Raw genomic sequence first — 19352 nt, 5'->3', positions numbered from 1 at the left:
AATCCTTTACTATTTATGGAATCTGTCTTTTCGCCCGGAGCGCTTGTTTATATATTGTGAACCTCCACGATCGCGCCTTTATGTAGATCGATAACACCGACTTTTTGTAGACGGTGAAGCTGCCGATTTAGCTTTGGACGAGAGGCGTTCACCAGCATTGCCAGCACGCCTTGACCCAGCCGGTTCAAGCGCACCGAGGTGCGTTTGTCGAGGTGTTGGAGCCGGCGTATCAGGCGTGCTTCGAGGGAGCAGAGCGCCAATTCCTCGATCAATATGACAGTCTCTCTCAATCGCCGGTAGAGTAAGGTGCTGAGATAATCGTTGAGGTTCGATTCGACGCTTATCGGTAACCCATGGCGCGCGATGCTCACGACGCGCACGCTCTCAAGCGCGATACAGCTCGTTTCGCGCCTGTCGCCGTCGGCGAAACTCAGTTCACCGACGGTATCGCCCCGTCCCGCAATATCCACGACCAACTCCCTGCCCTCGTCGGAGAACAGGGAAAGGCACACCATGCCGCTTTCGATCAGCAGCAGCGGACCGCCTGCTTCTCCTCGGCTGAACAAGGTGCTGCCGGGAGAATAACGTCGGCTGGTAGCGAGCACTGCGATTCGCTCCTGAGCAAGTCTATCCAACCCACGGAACAAACTGCATTTCGCGACGGCGGCGAAGCGTTCTTCACGGTTCACGCCAAGGGCCATCCTTCATCTTATTGAAAGAATTTAACGCCGGGGGTTCGACGTTTTAATGAGGATAGTCCAGCAGATTTCGACACCGTGAGGCGGGTTGTCTCATGTGTTGGGTCATGGCGTCTCGGGCAGTGTGTAAGCCTTTGAAATTGCATATTTTATGTTTTAGCAATTGTTGATAAATGAGCAAAGCCCCGATAAGACACAGTAAATGTCGCCTTTTCAATGGATGGAATATTCCTGGCCTGTTACCTGGGTAACAGCCCCTCACTTGCCTGCCTTCCATGCTGAAGATGCGCCCGCACAAACTCCATGCAAGGCATTAGTGCACGGTGCGCGGTGGGTCGGACCGGTCAGTGCCGGAAAAGACCAAATCAACCAGCACGCACGAAATGAAGGGGAATACCCATGAGCGATTATCGACTGCAACTAACGTTCGACAAGAAGGCCCTCAAAGAAGTCAAGCAAGCCAGGCAGCGCATCATGTTGGCCAAGCCGGTCAACGGCGACTCGCCTAACGTGGTCTGGCTGTCGATCGATCCTTTCGAGAGTACCGAGGTGAGCTGGAAGGAGGAGTACGGTATCTACGTCTCGGATACCTCGGTGCAGCATTCCGCCAAGATTACCAAGATATCCGAGACCGGTGTGCCGGCTCAGGATGGCGCCTACTACACCCTGACGTCGGACACCATCTTCGAAGGCCCCTCCACCGACCGAGCCGTACCTAGGGGGACCTTCGCGGCGAAAAACAAAATGCTATATGACGACTACCCATCGCTTACTTTCGGCTTGACGCAGTCGGCGTTGGTCAACCAGAAGCCGGAGGAGCGCAAGCCGATTTCGGCGACTCCGGTATTGGCGACCCAGGCCGTGGCGATGACGCCATTCACGTATGTCTACGTCTGGCTACAGGCCGAATTCGAGAGCGAAACCATCATCACCAGGATCTTCGGCGAGCATACGGTAGCCAAGTTCGGGGGTGGTGTCAGCGATATTGCTCTCGAATATAACCCACAAATCGGTAAATTCTCGCCCGGCGAATAACGCTCGGGCTCGCTGCTTTCCCGGCCACGCCGTGGCCGGGACTATTTTTTCGAGTATTAGGAGAAGCAAAATGTCAAATCGAATCGATATCGGTAGCATCACATCTTCGAACCCTCATTTGTGGTTGGATGCTCTAACGTTAAGTGGGGATCCCGTCGTCTATCAAATTGCCACGCTCACTCCTACTTGCGATGAGAATGAATGGATATCCGTGAATCAATTCTGCTCTGTGCTGTCGATTGCTTGGTTGAGAGACAACCCCAGTTCTCCTTTTGGGCTTGGGAGCCTCGGTAATGGCGAAAAGCTCGCGATGGCCGAGGTAATCCTCGGTTATCAGAACATGGATGACCAAGTGGATTATGCCGTCAAAAGGCTCCATGGCCAGATACGGTCATTGCAGCAAGTCATCGAAGGTGTCGAGAAGGGGCATTATGCTGCGGGCACGTGCATCTGGACAGGTAACGACTTCCATGTGGTCGCCGTCCGAGTTGCCGACCCGAAAACGATTGCGTTGTACGATCCCAATAGCGGCGAGGTACAGAAGCATGAGCGTTCCAGGTTCGGGATTCTCATGGGTCAGCTTGGCAACAGTACCTTCGTCGTAGCCGATCCTTGCTGAAACGATCTACTGGGCCCCGGTTCTTCCGGGGTTCTTTCTTCTGAGACGAATCCCCCCAGTTGCCTGAGACACCATGTCTCACGTTTTCCCTCCTGTGTCACCGACAATGTAGCGCGGTCGTATTAATCATAAAAATCGGTGAATTAAGCAGGGGTCTCCCCATGAATCATATCTACCGTACCGTCTTCAGCCATGCGCGGGGCCTGTGCATGGTGGCATCCGAACTGACCAGGAAACGGGGCAGGGGCATTGACAATCAATGCGCCGACGGCGGCGCTGGGCACGAAAGTTGCGCTTGGCTGACCGCCTTCGCCCTCGCCTTGCTGCTGGTCGCTGGCAGCGCCCTCGCCGATGGCGGTGACGGGGGCGACGGTGCTGTCGCCCCGGGCAGCGGCGGAGCGGGCGGGACCGCGGCCAGCCCCGACGGCGGTGATGGTGGTGAGGCCGACGGCGGCGGTGGCGGCGGCGGCGGTGTCAGTTTGGCAACGGGCATCGGCGGGGCAGGCGGAACAGGTGGTGATTATGGCGGAACCGGCGGAGCCGGCGGGGCGCCAGCACTTGTCACCGCAGATGGCAGCAATGCAGTGCCGCTGGTGGGGATTGCCGGCGGAGCGGGTTCAGATGGTTTGGGTGCGCCTTCGGCCGGTGCCGGCGGTGGTGGCGGTGGTGGTTTCGGCTGGGTCATCACCGGGGCCGGCGCTTCGAGCACGAGTGCCGCAATCACCGGTGGAGCCGGTGGCGACGGTGGCCGTGAAAATGGCGGCGGTTCGGGCGGCGGCGGTGGCGGTGGTCAAGGCGGCGGCGGCGTTCTGCTGACGGGTGGAGGCGATTTTACGACATCGCACATGATTACCGGCGACGCGGGCGGCGACGGCGGGCGCGGTGATTTTGCCATCAGCCATGCCGGAGACGGTGGCGCTGGCGGCGCTGGCGTGGTGTTGACGGCGGGTGGCAGTGTCACCACCGCGGCCGGTGCGGCAATCACCGGCGGCGCCGGCGGCAATGGCGGCAACACTGGCGACGTCATTGGCGGGCGTGGCGGCGATGGCGGCGCCGGGGTCAGCGGCAGCGGCTTCACGCTCGTCAACGACGGGCAGATCGCCGGTGGCGTGGGCGGCTTGGGCGGCGGCAGCGATACCAAGGCCGATGGTCCGGATGGCGCCGGCGGTATCGGTGTCTACGGCTCGAATCTCACCATCATCAACAGCGGCACGATTGCCGGCGGCCTGTCGGGCGACGGCAGCACCGGCGCCAACGCCATCGAGTTCACCGGCGGCACTAACCGGTTGGAAGTGCGCGACGGCTCGGTGATCAATGGCAATGTCGATGCCACAGTGAGCGCAGACGATACCTTCGCGCTCGGTGGGGCGACGGACAGCAATTTCGATGTCTCGCAGATCGGTTCCTCGGCGCAATACCAAGGCTTCGAGTCTTTCGACAAGACCGGCGCCAGTACCTGGACGCTGACCGGCAGCGGCGTGCAGGATTGGACGATTTCGGCTGGCACATTGCAGGCCGGTTCCGACGACGCATTGGGTGACGGCGCGGCGTATATAGTCAACGGCGGCACGCTCGATCTCAACAACTACGACCTCACCATGGGCACACTGTCCGGCGCGGGCGGCGAAGTGTCGCTGGGCACCGCTGCTCTGACCGTCGATCAGGCCACCGACACCAGCTATGCCGGTATCATCTCCGGCGCCGGCGGGCTGACCAAAACCGGCGCCGGCGCGCTGACGCTCTCAGGCGCCAACACCTATACCGGCGGCACCACAATCAACAGCGGCACGCTGCAACTCGGCGACGGCGGCACCACCGGCTCGATCGCCGGCGATGTCGAGATCGCGGCGCCCGGTACGCTCGCCTTCAACCGCGGCGACAGCTTCACCTTTGCCGGTGTGTTCACAGGCGGCGGTGCCATCGGCAAGCTCGGAACCGGCACAACCACTCTCACCGGCGACAGTTCCGGCTTCACCGGAACAACAACGATTTCAGGCGGCACGCTGCTGGTCGGCGACGAAAGCGGCAATGGCAGCCTTGGCGGCACGGTCGCCGTCACCTCCGACGGTACGCTGGGCGGCTCGGGCACGGTGGGTACGATGACGGTCGCCAATGGCGGCAGCATCACGCCGGGCAATTCGATCGGCACGCTGAACGTTGCCGGCAACGTCACATTCGCCGCCGGCTCGATTTATGAAGTGGAGGTCGATCCCGCAGGCACGGCGAGCGATCTGATCCATGCCACCGGCACGGCGACGCTGAACGGCGGCTCGGTGATCCATATCGGCGAGACTGGCAACTATCAGCCGAGTTCCACCTATACGATCCTGACCGCCGACGGCGGCGTGACCGGCACCTTCGCCGATGCCACTTCCAATTTCGCCTTCCTCGACCCGACGCTCATTTACGACCCGAACAACGTCGTTCTCGAATTGATCCGCAACGACAACACCTTCGCTAGTGTCGCCCGCACCCGTAATCAGCGCGCTACCGCCGGTGGTATCGAAAGCCTGGGCGCAGGCGGCGCGGTCTACGATGCCATCGTCACGCATGCTGGCAGCGATGCGGCGCTGCGCGACGGCTACGATAGCCTATCGGGCGAGTTGCACGCTTCGACTCGCATCGCGCTGATCGAAGACAGCCGTTTCGTGAGAGAGGCCGCCAACGAGCGCCTGCGTTTCTTGACCGGTGACACTCCCGACGCCGCCATGCCGGCCATGGCGCATGGCAATGAGACGACTTCCCATGCCATCGGCTGGGTGCGCCCATTCGGCAATTGGGGGCACAACGACGGCAATGGCAACGTGGCGAGTCTCGACCGCGATACCCAGGGCATCATCGCCGGGGTAGACACTCAGGTCAGCGAGCATGTGAGGGTCGGCCTGTTGACCGGCTATAGCCAGACCGATCTCGATGCCGGCGATGGGCGTGGCTCGGCGGATATCGACAGCGCGCATGCCGGTGTTTACGCCGGCGCCCAATATGGCGCTCTGGCGCTACGCGGTGGCGCCTTTTACAGCCATCACGCAATCGACACCCAGCGCCATGCCCAGGTGGGTTCGTTCAACGAGCGCCTCGATGACGAGCGTGACGCCGATATGCTCCAGGCTTACGCTGAGCTCGCTTACGCCATCGATACCGGCCCGCTGACGCTGGAGCCCTTCGCCAATATCGCCCATGTACATCTGCATAGCGACAGCGAGCAGGAAAGCGGCGGCGACGCGGCGTTACGCAGTGGCAGCCAGACCTCCTCGGTTACCTTCACGACGCTGGGCGTGCGCCCCTCGCTGGATGTGACGCTGGGTAGCACCCGCGCCAGCCTATACGGCAGCCTCGGTTGGCGACACGCCTTCGCTGATACCACCCCCGAGCTCGAACAGCGCTTTGCCGGTGGCGATACCTTCACGATTGCCGGCACGCCGATTGCCGAAGATGCCGCGGTAGTCGAGGCAGGCATTGGCCTGCCACTGAGCGAACGCGCCTCGCTGAACCTGGCTTATGGCGGGCAGTATGGCGATGGAATGGAAGACCACAGTGGTCGCGCGATGTTCGAATGGCGGTTTTGATTCAGGGCTTGCGAGAAAGTAATACGCTGGCCGACCGCTAGCGTCGAGCGCTTCTTACGCGTAGGCGTCTGCCTTGCTAGACTGCACGATTGATCGTCGTAGCCGTTATGTAAAGAGACGCCACAGGAGGCCAGGCCACGCGTGAGCGATACGCCATCAACCGCCATCTTGGAGACGACCCCCATCGCACAGGCGGCGGGGGTATTGGCGCGCTTGCACGACCAGCCGATTACCGAGCTGCCGGAAGACCTGTATATTCCGCCGGAGGCGCTGCGCGTGTTCCTCGAAACCTTCGAGGGGCCACTGGATCTGCTGCTGTATCTGATCCGCCGTCAGAATCTGGATATCCTCGCCATCGATGTCGCCGCCATCACCCGGCAATACATCGAGTACGTCGAATTGATGAAGGCGCTGGAAATCGACCTGGCTGGCGAATACCTGTTGATGGCGGCGATGCTCGCCGAGATCAAATCGCGCACCCTGTTGCCACGCCCGCCCAAGGGCGACGCCGAGGACGACGAAGAAGACCCGCGCGCCGAGTTGATTCGCCGCCTGCAGGAGTACGAGCGCCTGAAGCTGGCTGCCGAGGGGCTCGATGAGCTGCCGCGACTCGGCCGCGACTGGTTCGGTGCCCAGGTGGAGTTGCCGGCACTCGAAACCCGGATCGTTCACCCGGATGTCGAACTCGACGAGCTACTGCGCGCGTTGTCGGGTATTCTTCGCCGCGCCGAACTCAATCAAACGCACACCATCAGCCGCGAGGTGCTGTCCACCCGCGAGCGTATGCTGAGAATCATGGATCGCTTGAATCATGCGCATTTCACCACCTTCGAGTCGCTGTTCACCCTTGAGGAAGGGCGCGCCGGGGTGGTCGTCACCTTCATGGCGATCCTCGAGTTGGCCAAGGAAGCAATGATCGAGATCGTCCAGAATGCGCCGCTGTCGCCGATTCATGTGCGCGCGCGCCAGCCCATGGAAGACGCCGTGCTTGATATCGACGACGATGATGAAGCAGGAAATCTTGGAGAAAGCGCCTTCGAGGACGCACCATGAGTGATAGGGCACGCCTCGACGAGATTCTCGAAGCGGCGCTGCTGGCGGCGGGTGAACCGCTGTCGGTGGAGCGCATGGAGGCCTTGTTCGATGAACGCGAGTGTCCGCCGCGTCGTGAATTGCGCGAGGCGCTGAGCGAGTTGGCCACACGCCTGGAGAACAGCGCGCTGGAATTGATCGAGTCGGCGTCGGGTTTTCAGATGCGCATTCGTCAGCGGCTCTCGCCGTGGGTCTCGCGCTTGTGGGACGAACGCCCGCAGCGTTATTCGCGGGCGCTGCTCGAGACGCTGGCGCTGATCGCCTATCGTCAGCCAGTGACTCGTGGCGATATCGAAGAGGTGCGCGGCGTCGCGGTGAGCAGCTCGATCATGCGCACCCTCGCCGAGCGTGGCTGGATTCGCGTGGTCGGCCATCGCGACGTGCCGGGGCGCCCGGCAGTGTATGCCACCACCCGGCAGTTTCTCGACGACTTCGGCCTGAAGACCCTCGATGCGCTGCCGCCGATGCATGAGCTCCAGACCTTCGAAAATCTTGAGAGCATTGAAAGCCTCGAGACGTCGCTCGACGACGATTTCGATATCGCCGCGACGACATTGGATGCCCGCATAGATAAAGCACCGCACAACAGCGGCCATGAGCATGAGCATGAGCAGAAGCACGAACGCGTAGACGAGACGCGCGCCAAAATCGACGGCGACGCGGATCGAGAGCAACATCAAGAAGATCATCAAGAGCAGCAGGAAACGACGGCCGGGATGGCCGACGAACCATCACACGCCGGGATGGCGTCCGCACGGCCGGGACTCAGCTTCGCCGATCTCGAACTGCGCCTGGCCGAACGCGCCCGCAACATGCAAGCCGTCGACGACGATGACGGTCTCGCGGGCGCGGAAAACTCAACAGACGAGAAACCGTCCGACTCATGAACACCACGACCAATACCACCACTGAAAAGCTCCAGAAAGTGCTCGCTCGCGCCGGGCTGGGATCGCGCCGCGAGATGGAAACCGCGATCAGCGCCGGGCGCGTCAAGGTCAACGGCAAGCTGGCAACGCTAGGCGATCGCATCGAGATGCGCGACAAGGTCACCTTCGACGACCGACCGCTCAACCTCAGGGGCGCCGAAGAGGTACCGCGCCGGGTGATCATGTACAACAAGCCCGAGGGCGAGCTGTGCACGCGCAAGGATCCCGAGGGCCGGCGCACCGTGTTCGACCGGTTGCCGCGCCTCAAGGGCGAGCGCTGGATCGCTATCGGCCGCCTGGACATCAACACCAGCGGATTGTTGCTGTTCACCACCGATGGCGAACTGGCCAACCGCCTGATGCACCCCTCGACGCAGATCGAGCGCGAATACGCGGTACGCGTGATGGGCGAGGTGCAGCGTGAAAACGTCGTGGCGATGGTCGAGGGCGTGATGCTCGAAGACGGCCCGGCGCGCTTCACCGACGTTCAGGAGTTCGGTGGCGAAGGCATCAACACCTGGTTCCATGTGGTGATCATGGAAGGCCGCAACCGCGAAGTGCGACGCCTGTGGGAATCCCAGGGGCTGACCGTCAGTCGCCTGAAGCGTGTGCGCTACGGCAACACCTTCATCGACAAGCGTGCCAAAGCCGGTGAATGGGTCGAACTGACCCAGGAAGAGATCGACGATCTTTCGACGCTGGCCGGGCTCAAGCCCCGCAAAGTGCCCGACCTGACCCCCGACGAGCAGAACCGCTGGAGTCGCGACAAGAACAAGCGTCGCCCGGTGCGTGCATTGCGCAAGCCCAAGGGGGAGAAGCCCAGCCGTTGAGGTTGGTTTGGCTATAATCGAGTTGCCACCCGCCCATTCCCGCTGGGCGGATTTCGATTCCACGAGGAGACATCCGATGCGCCAGACCACAGCCAGTGACGAATTCTGCGAGAGGTTCGGCTTGCGCTACCCGATCGTGCAGGCGCCGATGGCGGGCGTGACCACCCCGGAACTGGTCGCGGCAGTGGCCGGCGCGGGCGGGTTGGGCTCGCTCGGCGCGGCCTATTTGTCGCCGCAGGCGCTGCGCGAGCAGTTACTCGCCGTGCGCGGGCTCACCTCGGCGGCGTTCAAGGTCAATCTCTTCCTGGAACATCGCCCCGACCCGGCCACGCTGGTGCCCGCCCATGCGGCGTTGGCAGCCACGCGCGCTGCACTGTCGCTGTCCGATGAACTTCCCACGGCACCCTGGCAGCCGGATGTTCACGCTCAGGTGGATGTGCTGATTGAGCAGCGGGTGCCCATCGTCAGCTTCATGTTCGGTGTGCCCGAGGCGGCGCTGGTGAGCCGGCTGCACGACGCGGGCAGCGTCGTGTGGGGCAACGCGATGAGTGTCGAGGATGCCGAGCGGCTGGTGCAGGCGGGCTGCGATGCCGTGGTGTTGCAAGGCGTGGGCGCTGGCGGTCATCGCGCCACGTTCTCGCCGGAAGATGACGGTGATGGGCTCGATACCCTTGCGCTGGTCGAGGCGGCAGCCGGGCGGGTGAAGGTGCCGTTGATTGCAGCCGGCGGGCTGATGGATGGCCACGACCTGAACGCGCTGCTCGAGCGCGGCGCGGTGGCGGGGCAGTTCGGCACCGCCTTCCTGGATACCGACGAGGCCGGCACGCGCGAGCCTTATCGGGTCGCATTGCGTGGTGCCAATGAACTCCCTTGGCTGACCCGCGCCTTCTCGGGGCGCCCGGCGCGTGCATTGCCCAATCGTTTCACCATCGAGGTCGAGGCCCAAGGCTGGCCGCTGGCCGACTTCCCAATTCAGAATGCGCTGACCCAGCCCGTCCGCCGCGTCGGCGCGGAACGCGACGATGCTGGCCTGATGGCGCTGTGGTCCGGCGTCGGCGTGGATCGCCTGCGGCGCATGTCTGCCGCCGCGATGGTCGCGACCCTGGCCGAGGAAGCTCGGCTATAGCGTCTGCCGGGCGGCGCGGTTGGCCTGTAGCGTGCGCGTCAACAGCGCACGCAGGGCGGCCGGGCGCACCGGCTTGAGCAGCAGGTGATAACCGCCGCGCTTGACCTCTTCGGCGACCTCGTCGGTGCGGTCGGCGGTGATCACGATACCCGGTACCGGGCCGTCGCAGCGCTCGGCAATGGCTTCCAGCGCCATCAGGCCGGTGACTTCGTTATCCAGATGATAATCGGCGAGAATGGCGTCGGGGTCGCCGTCGAGATGGCGCAGGATCGACTTGGCGCCGCCGATCGAGGTGGCGGTGAACACCTCGCAGCCCCAGCCGCCGAGCATGGCTTTCATACCCTCCAGGATTAGCGTCTCGTTGTCGATGCACAGCACCCGGGCGCCGGCCAGTTTATTGCCGGCGCGGCGGCTGGGCGCTTCATCGATGATGTCGCCGGCATCGCGGGCGACAACCGTGGGTACGTCGACGCTGAATACCGTGCCTGCGCCTTCCCATGAGAGCACCCTGATGGGGTGGTCGAGCACGCGGCTCATGCGATCGGCGATCGACAGTCCCAGGCCCAGGCCCTTTTCGCTCTCCTTGTGGCGCGAGGCCTGGTCGAGACGCCGGAACTCCTGGAATATCTCGCTGAGTTTGGATTCGGGAATGCCCGGTCCGGTGTCCCACACCTCGATCGACAGCCGCTCGCCGCGCCGCCGGCAACCGAGCAGGATGCGCCCGTGCTGGGTGTAGCGAATCGCGTTGGAGAGGAAGTTCTGCACGATGCGGCGCAGCATCTGGGCGTCGCTGTCGACCCAGGCACGCGTGGTCACGACCTGCAGGTCGAGCCCGCGCTCCTCGGCCATGACCTCGAACTCGGCGCGCAGCGGGCGGACGATATCGGCCAGCGCGAAGTGGCTGCGCCGTGGGGTCAGGGCGCCGGCCTCCAGCTTGGAAATATCCAGCAGCGTACCCAGCAGCTCCTCGGCGGCCTGCAACGAGTTGTCGATATGCCCGATGGTGCGCTTGTGATCGCTATGCTCGATCTGTTGCGACAACGCCGAGGTGAACAGCCGCGCGGCGTTCAGCGGTTGCAGCAGGTCGTGACTGGCAGCGGCCAGGAAGCGTGTCTTGGAGGTATTGGCATCCTCGGCGACCTGCTTGGCCTGGCGCAGCGCCAGTTCGGCCTCGGCACGCACGCGGTTTTCCTGGCGCAGCGCGGCGTTGGCTTCGGATAGCGCCTGGGTGCGCTCGCGCACGCGCTCTTCGAGATTCTCGTTGGTTTCCTTGAGGGCAATCTCGGCCAGGCGGCGTTCGGTGATGTCCTGATACAGCGCGAAGAAGCCGAGGATCGCGCCGCTGTCGCCGAAGTGGGGGGTATAGGTCACCAGCATGTAGCGGGTGCCGACCGCGCCGTCGTCCAGCGAGATCTCGAAGCTGACGCGTTCACCGTCGAGGGCGCGGCGCATCCAGGGCGCGCGGTCGCGGGCGATGGCGCTCGACATCACGCTCTCGACCCGCTCGCCGATGACCTTGTTGCGATCGACGCCGAACACCTGCTCGTAGGCGCGGTTGGTGAAGAGGTAGCGGCATTCCTTGTCGAAGTAGGCGATCAGCGCCGGCACGTTATCGGTATAGATACGGATGTTGTTCTCGGAGCGGATCAGCGCTTCCTCGGTGCGCTTCTGCTGGGTGATGTCCTGGTAGCTGTAGACGAAGCCGCCGCCGGGCATCGGGTTGCCCTGCACCTCGAGCACGGTGCCGTCCTGACGGTAGCGCACATAGCGGTGCGGTTGGCCCTGGCGAATGTTCTCCAGCAGCAGGTCGATGTGCTCCTCGGGGTCGCCGGGGCCGTACTCACCGTTGTGGGCGTTGTAGCGGAAGATCTTGTCGATCGGCGCGCCGACGCGAATCAACTGATCGGGGAAGCGGAACAGTTCCAGATAGCGCTGATTCCACACCACCAGCCGCAGGTGCTGGTCGACCACGCTGATGCCCTGGTTGATGTTCTCGATGGTCGCCTGCACCAGCGCGCGATTGAACTCGAGAACCTGAGAGGCCTCGTCGACGATCGAGATCACGTCCGAGATGCCGATACCGCGCCCCTGCAGCGCCGAGTTGACGACGATGCGCGCCGAGGAGGCGCCGAGCACCGAGGCCATGAGGCGCTCGGTGAACTGGATGGCGTCGATCGAGGCGCGGGTGTTGCCTTCCAGCGGCTGACCGCTGCGCCGGGCATAGTCGTCGAAGGCGCGCCCGACCTGATCGGCGCTCAGGAAACGCTCGCACAGCACGCGCAGGTCGCCGACCGTGGTGGCGCCGGTCCACGGGCGATTGACCGAGGTCTGACGGGTCTCGACGCTATCGACGAACAGCGAGGCCTGAATGCGCTCGACCACCCGCTGCGGGGTAACCTGCGAGACGAAGATATAGCAGAACAGGTTGAAGCCCAGCGACAGCATCACGCCATGGGTGAACGGATCGCCGATATTGACGCCGAACAGCTGGGTCGGCGCCAGCCAGGCGATGCCGAAGGGGCCGCCGAGCAGCCAGGTCGGCAGCACGTCGGCCTTGATCAGCGTCGGCAGCAGCAGGGTGTAGGCCCACACGGCGAAGCCGACGTTCATGCCGGCGATTACACCGAGGCGATTGCCGCGCTTCCAGTAGAGCCCGCCGAGCAGGGCCGGGGCGAACTGCGCGGCGGCGGCGAACGACAGCATGCCGGTCGAGGCCAGCGAGCTGAACTCGGCGGTCAACTGATAGAAGCCATACGCCAGCGCGAGGATCACCACGATGGTCACGCGCCGCGTGCGCAGCACCAGGCGGCCATAATCGCGGGCCTTGGTGTCGAACCAGCGCAGGCGGAACAGCAAGGGGATGACGATCTCGTTGGAGATCATGATCGACACCGCCACGGCGGAGACGATGACCATGCCGGTGGCCGCCGAGAAACCGCCGATGAAGGTCAGCAGCGTCAATGGCACGTTGTCGGCGGCCATCGGCAGCGCCAGCACGAAGGTGTCCGGGGCGACGTCGCCATTGGGAAATATCGTCAGGCCGGCGGCGGCGAGGGGCAGCACGAAGAAGCCGAAAATCACCAGGTACAGCGGGAACATCCAGCGCGCGCGGGAGGCATCGTCGGGGTGGGTGTTCTCGACCACGGTGACGTGGAACTGGCGCGGCAGGCACAGCACCGCGAGCATCGCCAACAGCGTCTGGGCCCAGAAGCTCTGGCCGAAATCCTGCTCGGCCAACTGGCGTTGCAGGTCCATGAAAGCATCGGCGCGCCCGAGCAGATCGCCGAGACCGTCGAACATGCCCCAGGTCACGTAGGCGCCGAGAATCAGAAAGGCGCCCAGCTTGACGATCGACTCGAAGGCGATGGCGTGAATCAGGCCCTCGTGGTGCTCGGTGGCATCGGTGTGACGGGTGCCGAACAGAATCGCGAACAACGCCATCACCGCCGCGACGTAGAAGGCGGTATCGGCGAACAGCGGCGCGCGGGTCATGTCCGACGAGTCGGTAAGCACCATGAACGCCGTCGACACCGCCTTCAGTTGCAGGGCGATGTAAGGCAGGGTGCCGATCAGCGCCACCAGGCTGGCGAACGCCGCCAGCGACTGAGTCTTGCCGTAGCGCGAGGCGATGAAGTCGGCGATCGAGGTGACGTTCTGGCGCTTGGCGACGCGGATCATCTTGGCCAGCACCGGCCAGAACAGCAGGAAGGTCAGCACCGGGCCGACGAAGATGCTGGCGAACGACCAACCCGAGGTGGCCGCCTGGCCGACGGCGCCGTAGAACGTCCAGGAGGTGCAATAGATCGCCAACGCCAGGCTGTAGATGATCGGTCGCCGCTGCGCCGCGCCATGAATCCTGGCGCGACGATCGCCGCGCCAGGCGATGAAAAACAGTATGCCGATATAGAGCAGCGATATGCCGATCAGCAGCCAGCCGTGAAACATGGGAGCCCTCCGAGTGCTGCCCCATTCTAGCGGTTTTGCGCCCCCCGGCGTCAGTCCACGATGCGACCCGTGTTTAATCGCTTGAATCACGAGAGCGACACAGGACTTCGACTAACGTCCGCTGCACCGCGAGGGTGAATTTGTCTAGTCTGGACACTTGATCGGTATCCGTGCATGCAACCCGTCGGGCTCCATGAGCGGACAATTGAGAGAGACTGCGATGATACGAGCCCTGCATCGCGCATTCGATCGCCGCCGCCAGGCGGGTGGCCACTACGCTTGGCTGTTCAATCCCTACACCGGCGACGAAATGGTGGCCATCGCCTGCGATACGCCGGGGTTCGATCCGAGAGACGCCGGCCTGGTAACGGTTGGCGCGGTGCGACTCACCAGCGAGCGGGTACTGGCCAGCGATTCGCTGGACCTGTGCCTGTGCAATGACGATTTCCATGAGGGTGAGATGCTCGGCGACGCGCTGGAAACGTTGCTGGATTTCGTCGGTAACCGGCCATTGCTGGGCTGGCGTATCGATGCCACTCGCTTGGCCATCGATCGCCATCTGCGCCCGCGCTTCGGTTTCGATCTGCCCAATGCCACGCTCGATATGGCCCAGGTCTATCGGCGCGAGATGCGCGGGGCGCGCCCACCGCGTGAGTCCGATCCCTCCTTCGAGGCGTTCGCCGGCAATCCGGGCGTGCCGATGACGGGCCGAGGCTCCGCGCTGGATGAAGCGCTAACCGTCGCAGCGATGTACGTACAGCTGAAAAAGGCTGCCTTGGCGTCTCAGCGCTGTTGATTGACGGGACCGCTGTCAACGTCGACAGCGCGTCAGCGTGTAGCGTGCGATCCCGGGATCCTTGAAGGTCAGTTCATTGCCGGAGGGCGAAAGCGCGAGCGTCAGCGTCTTATCCCAGGTCTGCCCCTCGCCGGTGAACGCGAGATCGAGCCGGATCGCATTGGGTTGCGGTTGCTGAATCGTCTGCACCCTGGCGACGCTTTCATAGTAAGTGAGCGTTTGTCTTTCGATAAGGACGCGCCCGTTGCTGCTCTCCCAGCCACAGCTTTCCGCATTGGCATCCCATGTTCCGAGAAAAAGGGCGGGGATCGCGTCAATCGACGCGGGCGGCTGGTCGTCGATGGGGTCCGGGGAATCCTTGAGCGGTCCGGCCGTACAGCCGGCAAGCATCAAGGCGGCAGCGGTCACTGGAATGAGCGGGAGTCTGGACATGGGCGGCTTACCTGACAGCGTTCCGGCACGGTGATAGCATAGGCGGCCTTCCATTCTCCTGCGTGTCGTCACACTCATGCAAGCGCTCACCGGCAATTCCAAACGCGAGTTCAACAAGCTCCAGAAACGCCTGCGTCGCCAGGTCGGCAACGCCATCATCGATTACGCCATGATCGACGAGGGCGACAAGGTCATGGTCTGTCTATCCGGCGGCAAGGACTCCTACACGATGCTGGAGATCCTGCGCAACCTGCAGCGCAGCGCCCCGGTCGACTTCGAACTGGTGGCAGTCAACCTGGACCAGAAACAGCCGGGCTTTCCCGAGCATGTGTTGCCCGAGTATCTCGATGGCATCGGCGTCGCCTACCATATCCTCGAGCGCGACACCTACTCGGTGGTCAAGGAGAAGACGCCGGAGGGCAAGACCACCTGCGCGCTGTGCTCGCGCCTGCGCCGCGGCTCGCTGTACGGATTCGCCGAGGAGATCGGCGCGACCAAGGTGGCGCTCGGGCACCATCGCGAGGATATCCTCGAGACGCTGTTCCTCAACATGTTCTACGGCGGCACGCTCAAGGCGATGCCGCCCAAGCTGCTCTCGGATGACGGCAAGAACATCGTCATCCGCCCGCTGGCCTACTGCCGCGAAGCCGACATCGCCGAGTTCGCGCGGCTGATGGAATTCCCGATCATCCCCTGCAACCTGTGCGGCTCACAGCCCAATCTGCAACGCCAGGTGGTCAAGGAGATGCTCGCCGAATGGGAGAAGAAGCACCCGGGCCGGCTCGAGACCATGTTCAAGGCGGTGACCAACGTCGCGCCGTCGCAACTCGCCGATCGCGACCTGTTCGACTTCCACGGCCTTGAGGCCAAGCGCGAGCGCATGAGCGCCAGCCGCATCGACGCCTTCGACCTGCTGACGCGCGAAGCCTGACCTCGAACGTCGCAGCGTTGTTGGTGAATCCATGGAATCTTCGCGGGTGTCATTATTATTTTTTAATTCAAAGGGTTAGGTGTTTTCATCGCGCATCTGAGATTTTCGCATATAGCTTTTTAGGCTATCGTAATAACTCAAGCCATCGTTAGCTAAGCGAGGCGTTATGCGGACCTTTCGTCACTCTCCGGGAAAGCCTGATATCGCGGGGTTCTTCGACCCGAGAACCTTTAGCGTGCAATACGTGGTGAGCGATCCCGAAACGCAGTGCTGCGCCATTATCGACCCGGTACTCGATTTCGATGAGAAGTCGGGAGCCACGGCGACCCACCATGCCGATGAGTTGCTTGCCTATGTCGCCAAGCAAGGCTTTCAAGTGGCCTGGGTTCTCGACACCCATCCCCATGCCGATCACTTCTCGGCGGCGCAATATCTCAAGCAGAAGACTGGGGCGCCGACCGCCACCGGCGGTTGCGTGACACGGGTCCAGGCCTTGTGGAAGGCGTTGTACGACTGGCCTGACTTGCCCGCCGACGGCCGTCAATGGGATCGTCTTTTCAGCGCGGGGGAAACTTTCCAGATCGGTGAAATCGAAGGCCGCATCATGTTCTCGCCAGGCCACACGCCTGCCTCGATCACTTATCTGATCGGTGATGCGGCCTTCGTCCACGATACCCTGTTCCAGCCGGACTCGGGGACGGCCCGCGCCGACTTTCCCGGGGGCGATGCGCGCCAGCTATGGCAGTCGATCCAATCGATCCTGGCATTGCCCGACGACACCCGAATATTCACCGGCCATGACTACATGCCCGACGGCCGTGAACCGCAGTGGGAAAGCACGGTTAGAGAGCAGCGACAGACCAACAAGCACCTGGTCGGCAGTAACGAGGACGCTTACGTGGCCATGCGTAACCAGCGTGATAGCACGCTGCCCATGCCCAAGCTGATCCTTAGCGCGTTACAGGTCAATATTCGCGGCGGTGCCTTGCCTGAGCCGGAGGCCAATGGGCGACGCTATCTCAAGATACCGCTCGATGCCCTGAAGGGCGCCGCCTGGGATTAGCGACTGAATACATTCCGCAGCTATCCGGATGCTTGGGCGGTTGTCATCGAACCCTCTCGGCAGCCGCCATTCACCTAATACCCATGGTGTTTGAAAGCGTGGTTAACGCTCCCTTAATGCTTGGCTGCGATGATTGGCGCAGTTCAAAGGATTCCTTCATGCATGTCCTGCTTATCGAAGACGATGCCCTCGTTGCATCGGGTATCCAGGCCGGTCTCGCCGTTGCTGATTGCGTGGTCGACCACGTCGATACGCTAGCCGCGGCACGCATGGCCATGCCCAGCGTGTCCAGTGATGTCGTGATACTGGATCTCGGCCTGCCCGACGGCGACGGCATGGACCTGCTCGAGGAGTGGCGCTCGGCCAACATAACGACACCCGTGCTGATACTCACGGCGCGCGATGCCGTGCCTGACCGGGTGGCCGGTCTGCAGGGCGGGGCCGATGACTATCTGCTCAAGCCCTTCGACCTGGATGAACTGGTGGCCCGCCTGCATGCGTTGCTGCGCCGGGCCGCCGGTCGACCGCGTACGCTGATCGAGCATGGCACGCTATGCCTCGACCCCTTGGCCCGACAGGTCAGTGTGGCGGGCCAACCAGTATGCCTCAAGCGACGGGAATTAGTGCTGCTCGAGACTTTTCTCCAGGCCCCGGGCAGCGTGCTCTCGGCGGACCAGCTCAAGGACAGGCTCTACGGCATGGGCGGAGACGTCGAGAGCAATGCCCTGAATGTGCATATCCATCACCTGCGCCGCAAGTTCGGCAGCGGTGTGATCGAAACGGTACGCGGCCTGGGCTATCGGCTCGGCAAGCCGGACGCCATTGTCGCCCCCGATGCGCCGCTGGGAACGGCGCGATGAGTCTGCGCGTACGCCTGTTGCTCACCCTGGGATTGACCCTGACCCTGCTATGGGGGCTGGCCGCTGCCTGGTTGATGCGCGACCTGCATCAACAGGTGGAACATACCCTCGACCAGCGCCTGGCCCAATCGGCACGCATGGTTGCCGGACTGGTGTCGCAGTTGCCGGCGGAGGTCTGGCAGCAGGCCGAAAATCGACAGTTGTCGATTCCGCCCATCGCCGGCCTGGCCTGCCAGGTTCATTCCCCCAGCGGCAAGGTGGTCGCGCGTACCCACGCGGACATGCCGGAGGTACTCGAAGCCCGCGAGCCGGGGTATAGCTACCGCGAAGACGAGGGTGTGCAGTGGCGTGTCTATACCTACCAGCGGGGTGACTTGACCATCACCACCGCCGATCGCGTCGATGAGCGCGACATCCTGTTGCGTGACGTACTCAGGGTGGCGGTAGTGCCTTTCCTGGTGGCGCTGCTGGGCAGCCTGGCCGCGCTGTGGCTGGGCATCCTGCGTGGACTGCGTCCGCTTTCGCGGCTGCGGGAATCCCTGGCCATGCGTGATCCGGAGGCGATTGCCCCGGTGGCCACCAACGACTTGCCGGCTGAGCTACGCCCGTTGGTCGATACGCTCAATAACCTGTTGGCGCGCATTCGCCAGGCCATGGCACGCGAGCAGCGCTTCACCAGCGATGCCGCGCATGAGTTGCGCACGCCCCTGACCGCGATCAAGACCCATCTGCAGGTGGCTCGCCGCCAGCAGGGTGAAGCGGCGCAACATGCCCAGGCCCAGGCGGAAAAAGGCGTGGCTCGCCTGCAGGGCACGTTGGAGCAATTGCTTATGCTGGCCCGCCTGGAAGGCGGTTTCGACACCCAGTGGCCGGCCGGTTGCCAGTCGGGCGCGGTGGTCGAAGACGCTCTCGATACCCTGGACGCCGAGGCCCAGCGCGCCTTCGTGATTGACCGAGGTGTCAGGGAGATATCGCTGGCGGTACCCCATGAACTGGCGGTGACGGCACTGCGCAACCTGCTGGAAAACGCCCGGCGCTTCAGCCCGGCGCCGGGATCGGTAGGCCTTGCTCTCCAGCAGGATGCCGCGGGGCTGGCTTTTGTCATACGCGACCAAGGGCCCGGTGTCGATGAGCTTGCCCTGACGAAGCTCACCGGGCGTTTTTGGCAGCAAGGTAACGGGCATGGCAGTGGCTTGGGGCTGGCGATCGTGGCAGCCATTGCCGAGCGATTCGCCGGCCATTTGCGCTTCGAGCATAACCGGCCGCAAGGGCTGGTGGCACGGTTGTGGTTCCCCTTGGGGCCACGGCACTGGCCAGGGGAGCCGCGAGTTGCCCCACCTGATGCCCCGGCAGAATCTGGCAACGATAACGAACGACCCCGGGCCGGCGGATATTCAAAGGCATAGACTGGGGCGGAGCATGGGAGTAGCGAA

15 protein-coding genes are annotated in these 19352 nt (G+C 63.2%); 12 read left to right on the top strand and 3 right to left on the bottom strand.

Features of this window, described 5'->3' with window-relative positions; translation table 11 throughout:
* Positions 1–47 precede the first annotated feature (47 nt).
* Positions 48–689 (bottom strand): Crp/Fnr family transcriptional regulator, encoded by a 642-nt coding sequence (locus tag BLR92_RS06985; RefSeq protein ID WP_175488744.1) that lies wholly within the window; start codon positions 687–689, stop codon positions 48–50.
* Between the two features lie 408 nt (positions 690–1097).
* Here BLR92_RS06985 and BLR92_RS06980 point away from each other — a divergent pair, with 408 nt between their 5' ends.
* The 7 genes from BLR92_RS06980 to BLR92_RS06950 all read left to right on the top strand — a co-directional run bounded on the left by BLR92_RS06980 (position 1098) and on the right by BLR92_RS06950 (position 9892).
* Positions 1098–1733 carry a hypothetical protein gene (locus tag BLR92_RS06980; RefSeq protein WP_089726859.1) on the top strand — a complete coding sequence of 212 codons (636 nt, stop codon included), beginning with the start codon at positions 1098–1100 and terminating at the stop codon, positions 1731–1733.
* Positions 1734–1803: 70 nt separating this feature from the next.
* Positions 1804–2352 (top strand): hypothetical protein, encoded by a 549-nt coding sequence (locus BLR92_RS06975; RefSeq protein ID WP_089726857.1) that lies wholly within the window; start codon positions 1804–1806, stop codon positions 2350–2352.
* A 161-nt stretch (positions 2353–2513) separates the two neighbouring features.
* On the top strand, positions 2514–5918 hold the full coding sequence (locus BLR92_RS06970; RefSeq protein WP_089726855.1) for an autotransporter domain-containing protein: 3405 nt from the start codon (positions 2514–2516) through the stop codon (positions 5916–5918).
* 141 nt (positions 5919–6059) lie between these two features.
* The gene (locus BLR92_RS06965) at positions 6060–6971 is read left to right on the top strand and encodes a segregation and condensation protein A (RefSeq protein WP_089726853.1); all 912 of its coding nucleotides are present in this window, start codon (positions 6060–6062) and stop codon (positions 6969–6971) included.
* Entirely contained in the window at positions 6968–7897 is a 930-nt protein-coding gene (gene scpB / locus BLR92_RS06960; RefSeq protein ID WP_089726850.1) for an SMC-Scp complex subunit ScpB, read from the top strand. The genes BLR92_RS06965 and scpB overlap by 4 nt, the downstream gene beginning before the upstream one ends.
* Positions 7894–8766 carry a 23S rRNA pseudouridine(2605) synthase RluB gene (gene rluB, locus BLR92_RS06955; protein ID WP_089726848.1) on the top strand — a complete coding sequence of 291 codons (873 nt, stop codon included), beginning with the start codon at positions 7894–7896 and terminating at the stop codon, positions 8764–8766. The genes scpB and rluB overlap by 4 nt, the downstream gene beginning before the upstream one ends.
* 76 nt (positions 8767–8842) lie before the next feature.
* The gene (locus BLR92_RS06950) at positions 8843–9892 is read left to right on the top strand and encodes an NAD(P)H-dependent flavin oxidoreductase (protein WP_089726846.1); all 1050 of its coding nucleotides are present in this window, start codon (positions 8843–8845) and stop codon (positions 9890–9892) included.
* Here BLR92_RS06950 and BLR92_RS06945 read toward each other — a convergent pair.
* Positions 9887–13837, bottom strand: coding sequence for a hybrid sensor histidine kinase/response regulator (locus BLR92_RS06945; protein WP_089726845.1), 3951 nt, complete (start codon positions 13835–13837; stop codon positions 9887–9889). The genes BLR92_RS06950 and BLR92_RS06945 overlap by 6 nt on opposite strands.
* Before the next feature lie 220 nt (positions 13838–14057).
* Here BLR92_RS06945 and BLR92_RS06940 point away from each other — a divergent pair, with 220 nt between their 5' ends.
* Positions 14058–14633 carry a 3'-5' exonuclease family protein gene (locus tag BLR92_RS06940; RefSeq protein ID WP_089726843.1) on the top strand — a complete coding sequence of 192 codons (576 nt, stop codon included), beginning with the start codon at positions 14058–14060 and terminating at the stop codon, positions 14631–14633.
* A gap of 15 nt (positions 14634–14648) precedes the next feature.
* On the opposite strand, the gene BLR92_RS06935 is transcribed toward BLR92_RS06940, so the two are convergent.
* Positions 14649–15065, bottom strand: coding sequence for a hypothetical protein (locus BLR92_RS06935; protein WP_139171578.1), 417 nt, complete (start codon positions 15063–15065; stop codon positions 14649–14651).
* A 76-nt stretch (positions 15066–15141) separates the two neighbouring features.
* Between BLR92_RS06935 and ttcA the strand changes: the two genes are divergently transcribed.
* From ttcA to BLR92_RS06915, 4 genes are all read left to right on the top strand, one after another.
* The gene (gene ttcA, locus BLR92_RS06930; RefSeq protein WP_089726838.1) at positions 15142–15996 is read left to right on the top strand and encodes a tRNA 2-thiocytidine(32) synthetase TtcA; all 855 of its coding nucleotides are present in this window, start codon (positions 15142–15144) and stop codon (positions 15994–15996) included.
* A gap of 166 nt (positions 15997–16162) precedes the next feature.
* Entirely contained in the window at positions 16163–17059 is an 897-nt protein-coding gene (locus BLR92_RS06925; protein ID WP_089726836.1) for an MBL fold metallo-hydrolase, read from the top strand.
* Positions 17060–17217: 158 nt separating this feature from the next.
* Positions 17218–17919, top strand: a complete 702-nt coding sequence (locus tag BLR92_RS06920) for a response regulator (protein ID WP_089726834.1) — start codon at positions 17218–17220, stop codon at positions 17917–17919.
* Complete coding sequence (locus BLR92_RS06915) at positions 17916–19325, top strand: ATP-binding protein (protein WP_089726832.1); 1410 nt, start codon at positions 17916–17918, stop codon at positions 19323–19325. Before BLR92_RS06920 ends, BLR92_RS06915 begins: the two co-directional genes overlap by 4 nt.
* Positions 19326–19352: the final 27 nt, after the last annotated feature.

The sequence above is a fragment of the Modicisalibacter muralis genome (assembly GCF_900102945.1).
GTDB lineage: Bacteria > Pseudomonadota > Gammaproteobacteria > Pseudomonadales > Halomonadaceae > Modicisalibacter > Modicisalibacter muralis.
Note: the sequence above shows the minus strand (reverse complement) of the source record. Positions and strands in the feature narration are given on the sequence as shown.